This window comes from Streptomyces sp. NPDC048419 (genome assembly GCF_043200415.1).
Taxonomy (GTDB): Bacteria; Actinomycetota; Actinomycetes; order Streptomycetales; family Streptomycetaceae; genus Streptomyces.
In genome coordinates this window covers 96,707-109,985 of sequence record NZ_JBICXT010000002.1, presented here as the reverse complement: position 1 = coordinate 109,985, position 13,279 = coordinate 96,707, and the positions used below count along the sequence as shown (strand labels likewise).

The 13,279-nt window shown below is 72.1% G+C and carries 12 protein-coding genes; 5 read left to right on the top strand and 7 right to left on the bottom strand.

The genetic code is table 11. From position 1 onward, the window contains the following. Nucleotides 1-7: 7 nt before the first annotated feature. On the bottom strand, nucleotides 8-493 hold the full coding sequence (locus ACGFYN_RS04425; RefSeq protein ID WP_393864243.1) for a DUF3017 domain-containing protein: 486 nt from the start codon (nucleotides 491-493) through the stop codon (nucleotides 8-10). Further along, nucleotides 483-1,337: a bifunctional methylenetetrahydrofolate dehydrogenase/methenyltetrahydrofolate cyclohydrolase gene (locus ACGFYN_RS04420; RefSeq protein ID WP_393864242.1), complete on the bottom strand. Its 855-nt coding sequence runs from the start codon at nucleotides 1,335-1,337 to the stop codon at nucleotides 483-485. Before ACGFYN_RS04420 ends, ACGFYN_RS04425 begins: the two co-directional genes overlap by 11 nt. Before the next feature lie 272 nt (nucleotides 1,338-1,609). On the opposite strand from ACGFYN_RS04420, the gene ACGFYN_RS04415 reads away from it, so the two are divergent. From ACGFYN_RS04415 to ACGFYN_RS04405, 3 genes are all read left to right on the top strand, one after another. Beyond that, nucleotides 1,610-2,179 (top strand): hypothetical protein, encoded by a 570-nt coding sequence (locus tag ACGFYN_RS04415; RefSeq protein ID WP_393864241.1) that lies wholly within the window; start codon nucleotides 1,610-1,612, stop codon nucleotides 2,177-2,179. Nucleotides 2,180-2,324: 145 nt separating this feature from the next. After that, nucleotides 2,325-3,071: an FHA domain-containing protein gene (locus ACGFYN_RS04410; RefSeq protein WP_393864240.1), complete on the top strand. Its 747-nt coding sequence runs from the start codon at nucleotides 2,325-2,327 to the stop codon at nucleotides 3,069-3,071. After that, complete coding sequence (locus ACGFYN_RS04405) at nucleotides 3,068-4,609, top strand: protein kinase (protein WP_393864239.1); 1,542 nt, start codon at nucleotides 3,068-3,070, stop codon at nucleotides 4,607-4,609. Before ACGFYN_RS04410 ends, ACGFYN_RS04405 begins: the two co-directional genes overlap by 4 nt. Nucleotides 4,610-4,737: 128 nt before the next feature. Here the strand turns inward: ACGFYN_RS04405 and purH are convergent, their stop codons facing one another. Together purH and purN are read right to left on the bottom strand one after the other, a co-directional pair. Further along, the gene (gene purH / locus ACGFYN_RS04400) at nucleotides 4,738-6,300 is read right to left on the bottom strand and encodes a bifunctional phosphoribosylaminoimidazolecarboxamide formyltransferase/IMP cyclohydrolase (protein WP_393864238.1); all 1,563 of its coding nucleotides are present in this window, start codon (nucleotides 6,298-6,300) and stop codon (nucleotides 4,738-4,740) included. Next, nucleotides 6,297-6,926, bottom strand: coding sequence for a phosphoribosylglycinamide formyltransferase (gene purN, locus ACGFYN_RS04395; protein WP_393864237.1), 630 nt, complete (start codon nucleotides 6,924-6,926; stop codon nucleotides 6,297-6,299). Before purN ends, purH begins: the two co-directional genes overlap by 4 nt. A gap of 275 nt (nucleotides 6,927-7,201) precedes the next feature. Between purN and ACGFYN_RS04390 the strand changes: the two genes are divergently transcribed. Continuing rightward, entirely contained in the window at nucleotides 7,202-7,981 is a 780-nt protein-coding gene (locus ACGFYN_RS04390; protein ID WP_393864236.1) for a hypothetical protein, read from the top strand. Between the two features lie 18 nt (nucleotides 7,982-7,999). Here ACGFYN_RS04390 and ACGFYN_RS04385 read toward each other — a convergent pair whose 3' ends face one another. Next, nucleotides 8,000-9,910 (bottom strand): DUF6350 family protein, encoded by a 1,911-nt coding sequence (locus ACGFYN_RS04385; RefSeq protein ID WP_393864235.1) that lies wholly within the window; start codon nucleotides 9,908-9,910, stop codon nucleotides 8,000-8,002. Between the two features lie 96 nt (nucleotides 9,911-10,006). Between ACGFYN_RS04385 and ACGFYN_RS04380 the strand changes: the two genes are divergently transcribed. Next, complete coding sequence (locus tag ACGFYN_RS04380; RefSeq protein WP_393864234.1) at nucleotides 10,007-11,074, top strand: helix-turn-helix domain-containing protein; 1,068 nt, start codon at nucleotides 10,007-10,009, stop codon at nucleotides 11,072-11,074. 61 nt (nucleotides 11,075-11,135) lie between these two features. Here the strand turns inward: ACGFYN_RS04380 and sucD are convergent, their stop codons facing one another. Both sucD and sucC read right to left on the bottom strand, forming a co-directional pair. Next, nucleotides 11,136-12,020 (bottom strand): succinate--CoA ligase subunit alpha, encoded by an 885-nt coding sequence (gene sucD / locus ACGFYN_RS04375; protein ID WP_393864233.1) that lies wholly within the window; start codon nucleotides 12,018-12,020, stop codon nucleotides 11,136-11,138. A gap of 20 nt (nucleotides 12,021-12,040) precedes the next feature. Further along, nucleotides 12,041-13,219 (bottom strand): ADP-forming succinate--CoA ligase subunit beta, encoded by a 1,179-nt coding sequence (sucC, locus tag ACGFYN_RS04370; protein ID WP_393864232.1) that lies wholly within the window; start codon nucleotides 13,217-13,219, stop codon nucleotides 12,041-12,043. Between the last annotated feature and the right edge of the window lie 60 nt (nucleotides 13,220-13,279).

The window sequence follows — 13,279 nt, the reverse complement described above, 5'->3', positions numbered from 1 at the left end:
GCCGGCGTCAGCCGCCGCTGCTGACCGTGAAGTGCAGCGTGTCCTTCAGGAACGGGATCTGCAGCCACGGGTTCGGCTGCACCATCAGCGCCAGCAGCACGATCACCAGGCCCAGTACGCCGTAGGTGACGATGTCCGTGAAGCGGGAGCGCACGGCGAGCATGCCGACACCGGGCATGACCCAGCGCAGCACGGCACCGGCCACCAGGGCGAGGCCGATCAGCAGGGTGCCGTAGCGGAAGAGGTCGAGCGCGGTCAGCAGCAGGCCGAGGCCGACCGCGCCGCAGACGGCCAGGATCGGCCACTGCCGGGCGGGCGCGGGGGCGTCCGAGGGCGCTGCCCGGCCGCCGCCCTCCGGGCGCGCGGTGTCCCTCGTGAACAGCGGGAAGCGGCGCGTCGTGCGACGCGGGTGGCCCGTCGCGTCAGGAGCGCTGATCGCGTCTCGCACGGTCTCCTCCGCCTGTTCCTGGGGGTCCTTCGCCTCAGCCGGCACTGCGCTCCGCCGCCTCGACCACGTTGACGAGCAGTTGCGCGCGGGTCATCGGGCCGACACCGCCGGGGTTCGGCGAGATCCAGCCGGCGACCTCGGCGACGCCCGGGTGGACGTCACCCACGATCTTGCCCTCGGCGCTGCGCGAGACGCCGACGTCGAGGACGGCCGCGCCCGGCTTGACGTCCTCGGGCCGGATCAGATGGGCCGAGCCCGCGGCCGCGACGATGATGTCCGCGCGCTTGAGGTGGGAGGAGAGGTCGCGGGTGCCGGTGTGGCACTGGGTCACGGTCGCGTTCTCGCTGCGGCGGGTCAGCAGCAGCGGCATCGGGCGGCCGATGGTGACACCGCGGCCGACGACCACGACCTCGGCGCCCTTGATCTCCACGCCGTAGCGGCGCAGCAGCGTGAGGACGCCGTTGGGGGTGCAGGGCAGCGGGGCCGGCTCGTTCAGCACCAGCCGGCCGAGGTTCATCGGGTGCAGGCCGTCCGCGTCCTTGTCCGGATCCATCAGCTCCAGGATGCGGTTCTCGTCGATGCCCCTGGGCAGCGGAAGCTGGACGATGTAACCGGTGCACGCCGGGTCCTCGTTGAGCTCGCGTACGACCGCCTCGATCTCCTCCTGCGAGGCCGTGGCGGGCAGTTCGCGCTGGATGGAGGCGATGCCGACCTGGGCGCAGTCGCGGTGCTTGCCGGCGACGTACTTCTGGCTGCCGGGGTCGTCCCCGACGAGGATCGTGCCGAGGCCGGGCGTGACGCCCTTCTCCTTCAGCGCCGCCACGCGGGCGGTCAGATCGGACTTGATCGCGGCTGCGGTGGCCTTGCCATCGAGAATCTGGGCGGTCATACCCCCATCCTCGCGGATGACCACCTCGCGGTTCCAATCAGGGCCCCTCGGCTGCCCCGTCACAGCTCCGTCCGTATCCGGCCAAGATCATGGATGTTGCACTTGCACAACACATATGGCTTCCCGCTGGACAAGTAAGTCAGCAGTAAAGAACGATGGCCCGATAGTGCCGCGGGCAGCTCATCGGGGGGATCGAGCGCACTGCAAGAACCTTCCTCCGTACGGAGCCGCACGTCGTCCCCGCACTTGGACCCGACGGAGGAAGACCCGCCATGAGTTTCGGCGACCCGAACAATCCCTACGGCCCCCCTCAGGGTCAGCAGCAGGGCTACGGCTACCCGCAGCAGCCGCAGGCACCGGGCGGCTACGGCTACCCGGCGGCTCCTCCGGTGGGCCCCTACGGCGGCGGCCCCGTGATGACGTCGATGCCCGGCACGGTGAGCGCGGCCCGCGTGATGATGTGGGTCATCGTCGGCCTGCAGATCCTCGGTGTGGCCCTGTTCGCCTTCGGTGCCGCGAGCGTCCACGCCGCCAAGAACGACGACCAGCTCAAGAACGACGCCGCCTTCCAGCAGCTCGCCGACTACTCGTCCGGCATGCTCTGGGGCTTCGCGGCCTTCGCCGTGGCCTGGGCGGTGTTCGCGATCGTGCTGGCGGTGAAGTTCAACACCGGCGGCAACGGCGTGCGGATCACCACCCTGGTCTTCGCCATCATCACCGCGATCCTCGGCATCTACCCGTTCATCGTCGTGGGCCTCATCCACACCGTGCTGGCCATTCTCGTCGCCGTGTTCGTGGGCAACGCCAACGGCGCCGCCTGGTTCAACCGCCCGCGCTACTGAGCGTTCGGCACCAACGCGCGCGCCGTACTGAACAGTTCGCGCCAATAAATCGCCCCGGGCCGTGTCTCACCCGTATGAGGGGGACACGGCCCGCGCCCGTCCCCCTACTCTGACGTGGATAGCTGCAGGCACGGGGAGACGCACCTTGTACAGCATCATCGTGGTACCTCCGCCGACCACGGAGGAACCCCACCGCAACCAGTTCCGGCTCGCGCCCGGCGAACGGCTCACCTTCGGACGCTCGGCGCAGGGCGTCGACGTGCCGATCCCGCACGAGGGGGTGTCCCGCAGAGCCGGTGAGATCACCGCGCAGGGCGCCTTCTGGATACTGAGCAACCTCAGCCGGGAGCAGACGTACGTCGTGGAGAACCCGGAGGGCGCCGGCGAGCACATCAAGGTCGGGCCGGGCCGGCTGGACGCCCCGATCCCGTTCGAGTTCTCGCGGATCGTGCTGCCGGCCGCGGGCGACCTGCTGCCGATCGAGGTGTGGGCGCCGCGCCACGACTATCTGCACACCGAGGGCGGCCTCGACGGCGCCACCACCGCGCCCGCCTTCTCCGTCGACCGCACCAAGCGGTACTTCGCGGTGCTGGCGGCCCTGTGCGAGCCCCGGCTGCGGGGCGAACCGCACGCGGCGCTGCCCACGGTGGACCAGGTCGTCGAACGGCTGCGCCCGAACTGGCCGAGCGCGTCGCGCACTTCGGTGCAGTGGAACATCGACTACCTCGCGGTGAAGCTGCGCCTGAAGCCCGGCCCGGAAGAGGCCGACACGGGCCCGCGCCTGAACGGCAAGAAGGAATCGCTGGTCTCGCTCGCGCTCCGCTTCGACCTCGTGCGCGAGGACGACCTGATCGTCCTGTCCGCGGCACGCTCCGGCCGGGCCGCCCGGTGACCGAGCCGTACGCCGTGCCGGTGCCCAAGGGGTACCGGGTCGGCGCCTGGGAGGTCCGGGAGCCGATCGCCACGGGTGCCTTCGGGAGCGTGTACGAGGGCAGACGCGTCGGCGACGCGGCGGCCGGCCTGCCCCGCACGGCCGCGCTCAAGTTCCTGCCCACCGGCACCGGCACCCCCCGCCAGCTCACGCATCTGCGCGAACTCATCGACCGCGAGGTCGAGTTGCACCGCCGGCTGAAGCAGCCGCGGCTGATCCGGATGTACGAGACGCTCGTCGTCGACGACCAGGACCGCCCCGCCCTCGACGGCGCCACCGTCCTCGTCCTGGAGAAGGCGGAGGGATCGCTCGGCGCGCTCCTCGACCGCACGCCCGGGCCGGAGGCGGGACCCGCGCTCCTCGCGCAGATCTGCGAGGGCCTGGCCCAGCTGCACCGCGCCGGCTGGGTGCACGGCGACCTGAAGCCCGCCAACGTGCTGCTGATGAAGGACGGTTCGGCACGGCTGGCCGACTTCAACATGGCCGCGGAGCTGGAGGGCACGCACGCGTACACGCCGGCCTTCTCCACGCCGGACTACACCCCGCCGGAGCTGCTCTGGGCGGAGATCGGCGAGCGGGGCCGCCGTATCCGCCCGTCGGCGGACGTCTGGGCCTTCGGCGTGCTGGCCCATCTGGTGCTGACCGGCTCCTTCCCGCTGCCCGGCGGCACCCCGACGGCCCGCCGTGACGCGGCCGTCGCATACGCCCGCGGCACCGACGAGCTGCGGCTTTCGCCCCAACTCCCGGACGCCTGGCGGGAGATCGTGCGGGACTGCCTGGCCCGGACGCACGCGGACCGGGTCGGCACCGACGCGTTGCTGCGGCGGGTCGAGAAGGCGGCCGGCGCGGTCCGCTCGCCGCGGCTGCCCAGGGTGCTGTTCCCTCGCCGGCGCCGGGGCGCGGTGGCACTGGTTTCCGCGCTGGCGACGGTGGCCGTGGCGGCGCTCGGCTACGGCATCAGCAGCTGGGCCGACTCGGGCGCGCAGCAGGCGAAGAGCTCCACGGGCGCCGCCGCCTACGGCGCCTCCGAACTCCGTACGGACAAGGGCATCCCGGTGCGGTACCGCCGGCTGATCGTCGACTCGGCCCACGACTGCCTCCAGCGGGAGGTCTCCCCGGTGCTGATCGCGGCGATGCTGAAGGTGGAGAGCAACTTCGACCCGGACCTCTCCGACCCCGCCAAGGGCGAGTACGGCATCGCCCGCTGGACCCCGAGCGTGCTGCGCTGGTGGAGCCGCTCGGACGGCGTGCCCGCGTCGGCGACCCCCGCACCACCGCTGTCCCCGGCCATGTCCATCCCCGCCATGGGCCGCTACCTCTGCTACATGGAACCCCTGCTGCACACCTCCCTGCCGGGCGACCGCCGCGTCCTGCTCGCCGCCGCCTACCGGACCTCGTACAAGAAGGTGAACGCCGCGGGCGGTGTTCCCCCGAAGAACCGCGCCTACTCCACCCGCGTCGCCCACTACCTCAAGGAGTACGCCCCCGCGGGCAAGTAGTGACCCTGAGAGTTCCGAGGTACCGCTCGCGGGCGGCCGGCCGCACGGTGGTGTCACGGCCGCGGCCTCCGGCTCCCTCGGGGGAGGGCCGGAGGCCGCGTCGTGTCCGGGTCGGTGAGATCCGGGTGTCAGTGGAAGAAGTGGCGCGTCCCCGTGAAGTACATCGTGACGCCCGCCTTCTTGGCGGCCTCGACGACCAGTTCGTCGCGGACCGAGCCGCCCGGCTGGACGACGGCCTTCACGCCGGCGCCGGTGAGGATCTCCAGGCCGTCGGGGAAGGGGAAGAACGCGTCCGAGGCGGCGTACGAGCCCTGGGCGCGCTCGGCGCCGGCCCGCTCGACGGCCAGCTTCGCGGAGTCGACACGGTTGACCTGGCCCATGCCGACGCCGACCGAGGCGCCGTCCTTGGCGAGGAGGATCGCGTTGGACTTGACGGCGCGGCAGGCCTTCCAGGCGAACGCGAGCTCCGACAGCTGGTCCGCGGTGAGCGCCTCACCGGTCGCCAGCGTCCAGTTGGCCGGGTCGTCGCCGTCGGCCTGGAGGCGGTCGGTGACCTGGAGGAGGGCGCCGCCGTCGATCGGCTTGACCTCGACCGCGGCCTCGGGACGGCCCGGGGCGCGCAGCACGCGGATGTTCTTCTTCTTGGCGAGGGCCTCCAGCGCGCCGTCGTCGTAGCCGGGCGCGACGATGACCTCGGTGAAGATCTCGGCGACCTGCTCGGCCATCTCCCGGCTCACCGGGCGGTTGACGGCGATGACGCCGCCGAACGCCGACAGCGGGTCGCAGGCGTGCGCCTTGCGGTGCGCCTCGGCGACGTCCGAACCGACGGCGATACCGCAGGGGTTGGCGTGCTTGATGATCGCGACGCACGGCTCGTCGTGGTCGTACGCGGCACGGCGCGCGGCGTCCGTGTCCGTGTAGTTGTTGTACGACATCTCCTTGCCGTGCAGCTGCTCGGCCTCGGCCAGACCGCCCGTGCCCGAGGTGTAGAGCGCGGCCGGCTGGTGCGGGTTCTCGCCGTAGCGCAGCGTGTGGGCGCGCTCCAGGCTGCTCGCCACGAACTCGGGGAACTGTGAGTCGTCGGCGGGCGCGTAGGAGGAGGCGAACCAGGAGGAGACGGCGATGTCGTACTCGGCCGTGTGCCGGAAGGCCTCCGCGGCGAGGCGCTTGCGGGTGGCGAGGTCGAAGCCGCCGGCCTCGACCGCGGCGAGGACGTCCCCGTACCGCGCCGGGCTGGTGACCACGGCGACCGACGGATGGTTCTTGGCGGCGGCGCGCACCATCGAGGGACCGCCGATGTCGATCTGCTCGACGCACTCGTCGGGCGAGGCGCCGGAGGCGACGGTCTCGCGGAACGGGTACAGGTTGACCACGACGAGGTCGAAGGGCTCCACGCCCAGCTCGGCCAGCTGCTGCCGGTGGCTCTCCAGGCGCAGGTCGGCGAGGATGCCCGCGTGCACCTTGGGGTGCAGGGTCTTGACCCGGCCGTCCAGGCACTCGGGGAAGCCGGTGAGCTCCTCGACCTTGGTGACCGGGACGCCGGCGGCGGCGATCTTCGCTGCGGTGGAGCCGGTGGAGACGAGTTCCACGCCGGCCTCGTGCAGCCCGCGGGCGAGCTCCTCCAGGCCGGTCTTGTCGTAGACGCTGACGAGCGCCCTGCGAAGGGGCCGCTTGTTGCTCTCGGCGGTCACTGGATAACTACCTTTCGTCCCTCAATGCGGTAGCCGTTGCGGGCGAGCCGCCCCACGACATCGACGAGCAGCCTTCGCTCGACTTCCTTGATGCGCTCGTGCAGAGCGCTCTCGTCGTCCTCGTCCCTGACCTCCACCACGCCCTGCGCGATGATCGGCCCGGTGTCGACGCCGTCGTCGACGAAGTGGACGGTGCAGCCGGTGACCCTGGCGCCGTACGCGAGCGCGTCACGCACACCGTGGGCTCCGGGAAAACTGGGCAGCAGGGCGGGGTGGGTGTTCACGAACCGCCCGCCGAAGCGCGCGAGGAACTCCTCCCCCACGATCTTCATGAATCCGGCGGAGACGACTAGGTCGGGCTCGTACGCGGCGACGGCCCCGGCGAGGTGCGCGTCCCACTCCTTGCGGCTGCCGAAGTCCTTCACCCGGCAGACGAAGCTCGGCAACCCCGCGCGCTCCGCGCGCGCGAGTCCCTCGATGCCCTCACGGTCGGCGCCGACGGCCACGATCTCGGCGCCGTAGGCCTCGGTGCCGGCGGCCCCGATCTCGTCGAGGAGCGCCTGCAGATTGGTACCGGATCCGGAGACCAGCACGACGAGGCGCTTGACCACGGGCTTGGCGGCCACGGGTGAGGCCCTTTCTCGAAGGAGCGTTTGTACGGTCGTACGAATGCTTCGGGCCCCCGGATACGGGGAAGTCTACGAAGCGGCCGAACGTCAGCAACGATACCGGCACTCCGGACGGCCCCCACGGGACGGGGGCGTGGCCGGAAGGTAGCGTCTGGGAGGGCTCCGTCGGGAACGTGGTCGTCGTGCGGTGCGTTCCCTGAGGGAAGGCTCACGACGTACCGCCGTACGAACGCCTGATCAACGCCGTATACCTAGGGGAAGACGCTCACTTGATGCCGGACCGCAGCCTGCGACTCCTCACGCTCCCGCCGCAGCAGGTGCAGGGAGGGGAGCGCCGCCGCGTGCTGCTGCGGGAGCGCCCCGCCTCGCCGCCCGATGCGCCCTCCGACCGCGAGGACGGCAAGAAGAACGGCGGGGGACAGGACGAGGACAACCCCTTCGCACCGCCGCCGGAGGGCACGCCCGACAAGCCGTGGCGGCCGCGCCGTCCGGCGGGCGGCAGCGGTGACGGATCCGACGGCGACGGCAACTCCCCGTGGGGCAGTCAGTGGAGCGACCGCCAGCCGGGCCGCTCCCCCGGCGGCTTCGGCGAGCGGCCCGGCGGTCCGCCGGCCGGCCCCGAGGGCCAGGGCGGCAACACCCCGGGCCAGGGCATGCGCTGGGACCCGTCGGACCCCGCCCAGCGCCGCGCGCGCTATGCACTGCTGTGCGGCATGTGGGCCTTCTTCTTCGCCCTCTTCAGCTGGCCCTACGTGGCCCTGCTGCTCGGTGCCCTCGCCCTGTACTGGGGCGTGAGCGCGCTGCGCGCCAAGAACGGCGCGGAGGAGTCCTCGCACGACCCGGCGGCCGGCCGTCCCCGGACGACGGCGGCGGTGACCGGCCTGGTGACGGCCTCGCTGGCCCTCGCCCTGGTGGCCGCGACCTTCACGGCCCAGCTGGTCTACAGCGACTACTACTCCTGCACCAACGACGCCCTCACCAGCCAGGCGAAGCAGTCATGCAGCGATCTTCTGCCGAAGGAGCTGCGGGGGCTGCTGGGCACGAACCCCTGACGGACGGGACGGGCCGCGTCACGACCCGTCGGCCGGGGCGGTCGGGTCGACGGGGTCGGTCGGGTCCAGGCCGTCCGCGGTCTTCGGTACGTCCGGCGCGTCCGGTTCATCCGGGGCTGCGGGTGTTTGCGGCGCCTTTCGCGTCTCCGCGGTCCGCGACAGGGCCGACTCCTGCTTGAGCGCCGCCCAGCGCGCCTCCAGCTCGGCCCAGCGCGCCTCGCGAGCCTCTCGCGCCTCTCGGCCGGCGTCGTCGCGCCGGGGAGGGGGCGGCGCGGGGAGCGGTTCGGCGGGCAGGAAGTCGTACGGCGTCTCTTCCTTCTCGCTCAGCGGGCCGTACACGTCCCCCTGGTCGTAGGGCACGGACGGCGGCTTCACCGCTGATCCGGCCGTCGCCCGGTCCTTGTGGCCGGGGCCCTCCTGGCCGGGGGCCTTCTGGAACCCGAACCACGCCCCGACGGACGTGATCGTCCGCCGGACCCGGCCGCCGCGTACCGGCGCCTGCGCCTCGGACTCTCCGCTCTTCGGCGCCACGGCCTTCGCCCCGGCGCTCTGCGGCCCCACGATCTTCGACGCCACGATCCTCGGATCCACGGTCCTCGGCTCCTTGATCCTCAGTTCCACGGTCTTCTTCGTCCGGCTCCGCTTCTCGGCCGCCCGCCGGCGCTTGCGGCACCCCCAGGCCCACCGTGCCAGCGCCGCCGGAACCGCCACGGCCGCCGTCCACACCAGCGCCGCTGCCCCCGTCTGCCACCACACCGGCCCGAACCGGGCCAGCTCCGCGACACCGAGCGGGCCACCGGCCAGTCCGGTGAGCACGGCCGTGGCCACCGCGCTCAGCAGCGCCGCAAGCGCCGCGATCTGGGCGGTGCGCCGGGCGCCGGACGGCTCGGCCCGGCCCACGAACCAGCCCACGGTCAGGGCGGACGCCAGCGGCACGCCGCCCGCGGCCCAGTTCGTCCACGTTCCGGTCCCGGCGTCCGGCACCGCGGCCAGCAGCGGGAACGGCGGCAGCAGCGGTGCCGGCGCCGAGGCCAGCGGCCCCACCACATGCCCCGCGCCCAGCACGAAGCCCGGTCCGAGGGCGTACGCCGCCGCCCACACCGCCGCGTTCGGCACCAGCGCCACGCACAGGAGCAGCACGGCGAACCGGCCCGACCAGCCCTCCGTGAGCTGCCGGAACGCGGCCTGCGCCGCCTCGCCGTGCCACGTCAGGGAGGCGGCCACGAGCAGTGCCCCGCCCCCGACGAGCACGGCCGTGCCCGCGCTCGCGGCCCGCGCCGCCGTGGCCAGGCGCGCACGGACGTCCGGCGGGAGCGGCGCACGCCCCGCAGGCACCGGTCCCGGCACGCCGTCGGCCGCCTCGAGCGGCCGCCCGGACGCCGCCCACACCCCGCTCGCCGCCGCCCCCATGACGATCACCGGCAGGCTCACCACGGTCCACTCCCAGGAGGGCCGCAGTTCGCCGCCCGACGCGTACACCGCGGCGGCCAGGCCGACTCCGAGGTAGCCGAGGACGACGCCCGTCCACGCCGCGCGGCCGGAGCCGAGCGGCTCGTCCTCCTCGCCGCCCTCCACCGCGTCCCGCGCCGCGCGGTGCACCAGCCACACGGGCAGGGCGAGCAGCAGCAGCGGTGTGACACCCACGGGCGCGGGGGCTCCGGAGAGGGTCTCGGTACGGATCAGTTCGGCGCCGTGCGCCAGCAGCCACAGCGCCGCGGCGACATGGAGCGAGCCGCCCGGCCCGCTGTCGGGATACGGCGAACTGATCCACATCACCACCACGAGCACGGCGAACGATCCGAGCCCCAGCCCGGCGGCCAGGACACCGCCGACGAGGCCGGCGGCCAGTCCCGGCGAGCGGTCGCGCAGCCGGGCGAGCAGGGACGACAACGGAGGTCGGCGAACGGTCGTCTGGATCACGCCCGCCATGCTCCCAACGACACGCGCTTTCTCGTCGTAACAGGCAAACCTCCGAAGTGTCGCTCAATATACGTTTATGTTCTTTTTCAGTCGGAAGGGCGCACCGTGACGCCGAACCCCGCGAGCCCGCTGCCCCCGCCCACGGACCGCCGACGCCTGCGCGAGACGGGCTCGCTGACGCAGGATCAGCTCGCCAAGCGGCTCGGCATTCCCACCAGGACCGTGCACGCATGGGAGTCCGGCCGCACGACCCCGCGCGGCCGCAAGCGCGAGGCCTACGTCGCCCTGCTGGCCGAACTCTCCGGCGGCGAGACCAAAGTGACGGTCTGTCCGGAGAACTGCCCGGCGGTCCCCGAACCCGAGCCCGCAGCCACTCCCCTGACGCCCGCTCAGACCTTCGACGCGCTCTACGCGTTCTGCGCCCCCGCCCTCGTACGGCAGGCATATCTGCTCTGCGGACGGCGTGAGCTGGCGCGCGAATCGGTCGAGCGGGCCTTCCAGCTCGCGTGGCAGCGCTGGCCCGAGGTGGCCGTCGACCGGGACCCCGCGGGGTGGGTGCGGGCGGCGGCATACGAGTACGCGCTCTCCCCCTGGCACCGCTTCCGCCCGAGCCACCGGCACCCCGAGCCGCCCCCGCAGGACGCGGACGACCGCGTGCTGATGGACGTGCTCCTGAAGCTCCAGCCGCCGTACCGCCGGACACTGCTGCTCTACGACGGCGTCGGGCTGGATCTGCCCGAGACGGCGGCCGAGACGGAGGCGAGCACACCGGCGGCGGCCGGCCGGCTGCTGCACGCGCGTGAGGTGATCGCGAAGCGCCTGCCGGAGCTGGCCGATCCGTCCGTGCTGCACCGGCGGCTGGCCGAACTGGCGTCCGTGGAGCGGCTGAACGCGCCCAGGCCCCCGGCGGTGCGCACGGGCGGCGAGCGCCGGTCCCTCTTCTGGACCCGGGCCGCCATCGCCTTCACGGTGGCGCTGATCGGGACGACGACGTTCACCCTGCGCACGGCTCCGACGCACTACGAGCCGCCGGTGCCCGCGGGCGTACGGGTGCAGGGGGTGCCGCCGCGGGTGGCTCTCGGCCCGCTGTCGGAGCAGGAGACGCAGCTGCGGACGAAGCTGCGCCAGGCCATGGCGCACGGGCCCGAGCGGCTCCTTCCGGTGTTCCGGTGACGCGGACGGGCCCGCCCCGGAAGGGAGCGGGCCCGTCGACGAGCAACCAGGAAGCGGCTGTTCAGCCGGCCAGGATGGCGCGCGCCAGCTTGGCGGTCTCGGTCGGCGTCTTGCCGACCTTGACGCCGGCGGCCTCGAGGGCCTCCTTCTTGGCGGCGGCCGTGCCGGAGGAGCCGGAGACGATGGCGCCGGCGTGGCCCATGGTCTTGCCCTCGGGCGCGGTGAAGCCCGCGACGTAGCCGACGACCGGCTTGGTCACGTTCTCCTTGATGAAGGCCGCGGCCCGCTCCTCGGCGTCGCCGCCGATCTCACCGATCATCACGATCAGGTCGGTGTCGGGGTCGGCCTCGAACGCGGCGAGCGCGTCGATGTGGGTGGTGCCGATGACCGGGTCGCCACCGATGCCGACGGCGGACGAGAAGCCGATGTCACGCAGCTCGTACATCATCTGGTACGTCAGCGTGCCGGACTTCGAGACCAGGCCGATGCGGCCCGGCTTGGTGATGTCGCCCGGGATGATGCCGGCGTTCGACTGGCCCGGCGTGATGAGGCCGGGGCAGTTCGGGCCGATGATCCGGGTCTTGTCGCCCTTGGACTTGGCGTACGCGTAGAACGCGGCCGAGTCGTGGACGGCGATGCCCTCGGTGATGACGACCGCGAGCGGGATCTCGGCGTCGATGGCCTCGACGACGGCGGCCTTGGAGAAGGCCGGCGGTACGAAGAGGACGGATACGTTCGCGCCCGTCTTCTCCATCGCCTCGGCGACCGTGCCGAAGACCGGGATCTCGGTGCCGTCGAAGTCGACGGAGGTGCCCGCCTTGCGCGGGTTCACGCCACCGACGATGTTGGTGCCGTCGCCGAGCATGAGCTTGGTGTGCTTCATGCCCGTGGAGCCGGTCATGCCCTGGACGATGACCTTGGAGTCCTTGTTGAGGAAGATAGCCATGGCTGGTGTGTCCTCGTCCCTTACTTCGCAGCCGCGAGCTCGGCGGCCTTGTCGGCCGCGCCGTCCATGGTGTCCACGCGCTGGACCAGCGGGTGGTTGGCGTCGGTGAGGATCTGACGACCCAGCTCGGCGTTGTTGCCGTCCAGACGCACGACCAGCGGCTTGGTGACGTCCTCGCCGCGGTCCTCCAGGAGCTTCAGCGCCTGGACGATGCCGTTGGCGACCTCGTCGCACGCGGTGATGCCGCCGAAGACGTTGACGAAGACGGACTTGACGTCCGCGTCGCCCAGGATGATCTCCAGGCCGTTCGCCATCACCTGCGCGGAGGCGCCGCCACCGATGTCGAGGAAGTTGGCGGGCTTCACGCCGCCGTGGTTCTCACCGGCGTACGCGACGACGTCCAGGGTGCTCATGACGAGACCCGCGCCGTTGCCGATGATGCCGACCTCGCCGTCGAGCTTGACGTAGTTGAGGTTCTTCTCCTTGGCGGCGGCCTCCAGCGGGTTCGCGGAGTCCTTGTCCTGGAGGGCCTCGTGCTCCGGCTGGCGGAACTCGGCGTTCTCGTCGAGGGAGACCTTGCCGTCCAGGGCGATGACCTCACCGGAGGCGACCTTGGCCAGCGGGTTGACCTCGACCAGGAGGGCGTCCTCCTCGACGAAGGTATTCCACAGCGTCACGAGGACGTCGGCGACCTTGTCGGCGACCTCGGCCGGGAAGTGCGCGGCCTCGACGATCTGGCGGGCGACCTCGGGGGTCACACCCACGTTGGCGTCGATCGGCGTCTTGGCGACGGCCTCGGGGCGGGTCTCCGCCACCTCCTCGATCTCCATGCCGCCCTCGACGGACGCGATGGAGAGGAAGGTGCGGTTGGCACGGTCGAGGAGGAAGGAGACGTAGTACTCCTCCAGGATCTCCGGGGCCGTCTCGGCGATCATCACCTTGTGGACCGTGTGGCCCTTGATGTCCATGCCGAGGATGTTGGTCGCGTGCTCGACCGCCTCGTCGGCGGTGGCGGCGAGCTTCACGCCACCGGCCTTGCCACGGCCGCCGACCTTCACCTGGGCCTTGACGACAGACTTGCCACCGAGACGCTCGGTGGCTGCGCGGGCCGCCTCAGGCGTGTCGATGACTTCACCGGCCAGCACCGGTACATCGTGCTTGGCGAAGAGGTCCCTCGCCTGGTACTCGAACAGGTCCACGCGCTTCCGTCCCTATCAGTGATCTCGCGGTTCGTTGGATGCGTGGGCGTGCCGCGAAGG

Bases quoted from the DNA above. Each gene is read 5' to 3' on its own strand.
- sucD (WP_393864233.1), bottom strand. From the start codon at position 12,020: ATGGCTATCTTCCTCAACAAGGACTCCAAGGTCATCGTCCAGGGCATG.
- ACGFYN_RS04415 (WP_393864241.1), top strand. From the start codon at position 1,610: ATGAGTTTCGGCGACCCGAACAATCCCTACGGCCCCCCTCAGGGTCAG.
- ACGFYN_RS04390 (WP_393864236.1), top strand. From the start codon at position 7,202: ATGCCGGACCGCAGCCTGCGACTCCTCACGCTCCCGCCGCAGCAGGTG.
- ACGFYN_RS04420 (WP_393864242.1), bottom strand. From the start codon at position 1,337: ATGACCGCCCAGATTCTCGATGGCAAGGCCACCGCAGCCGCGATCAAG.
- ACGFYN_RS04385 (WP_393864235.1), bottom strand. From the start codon at position 9,910: ATGGCGGGCGTGATCCAGACGACCGTTCGCCGACCTCCGTTGTCGTCC.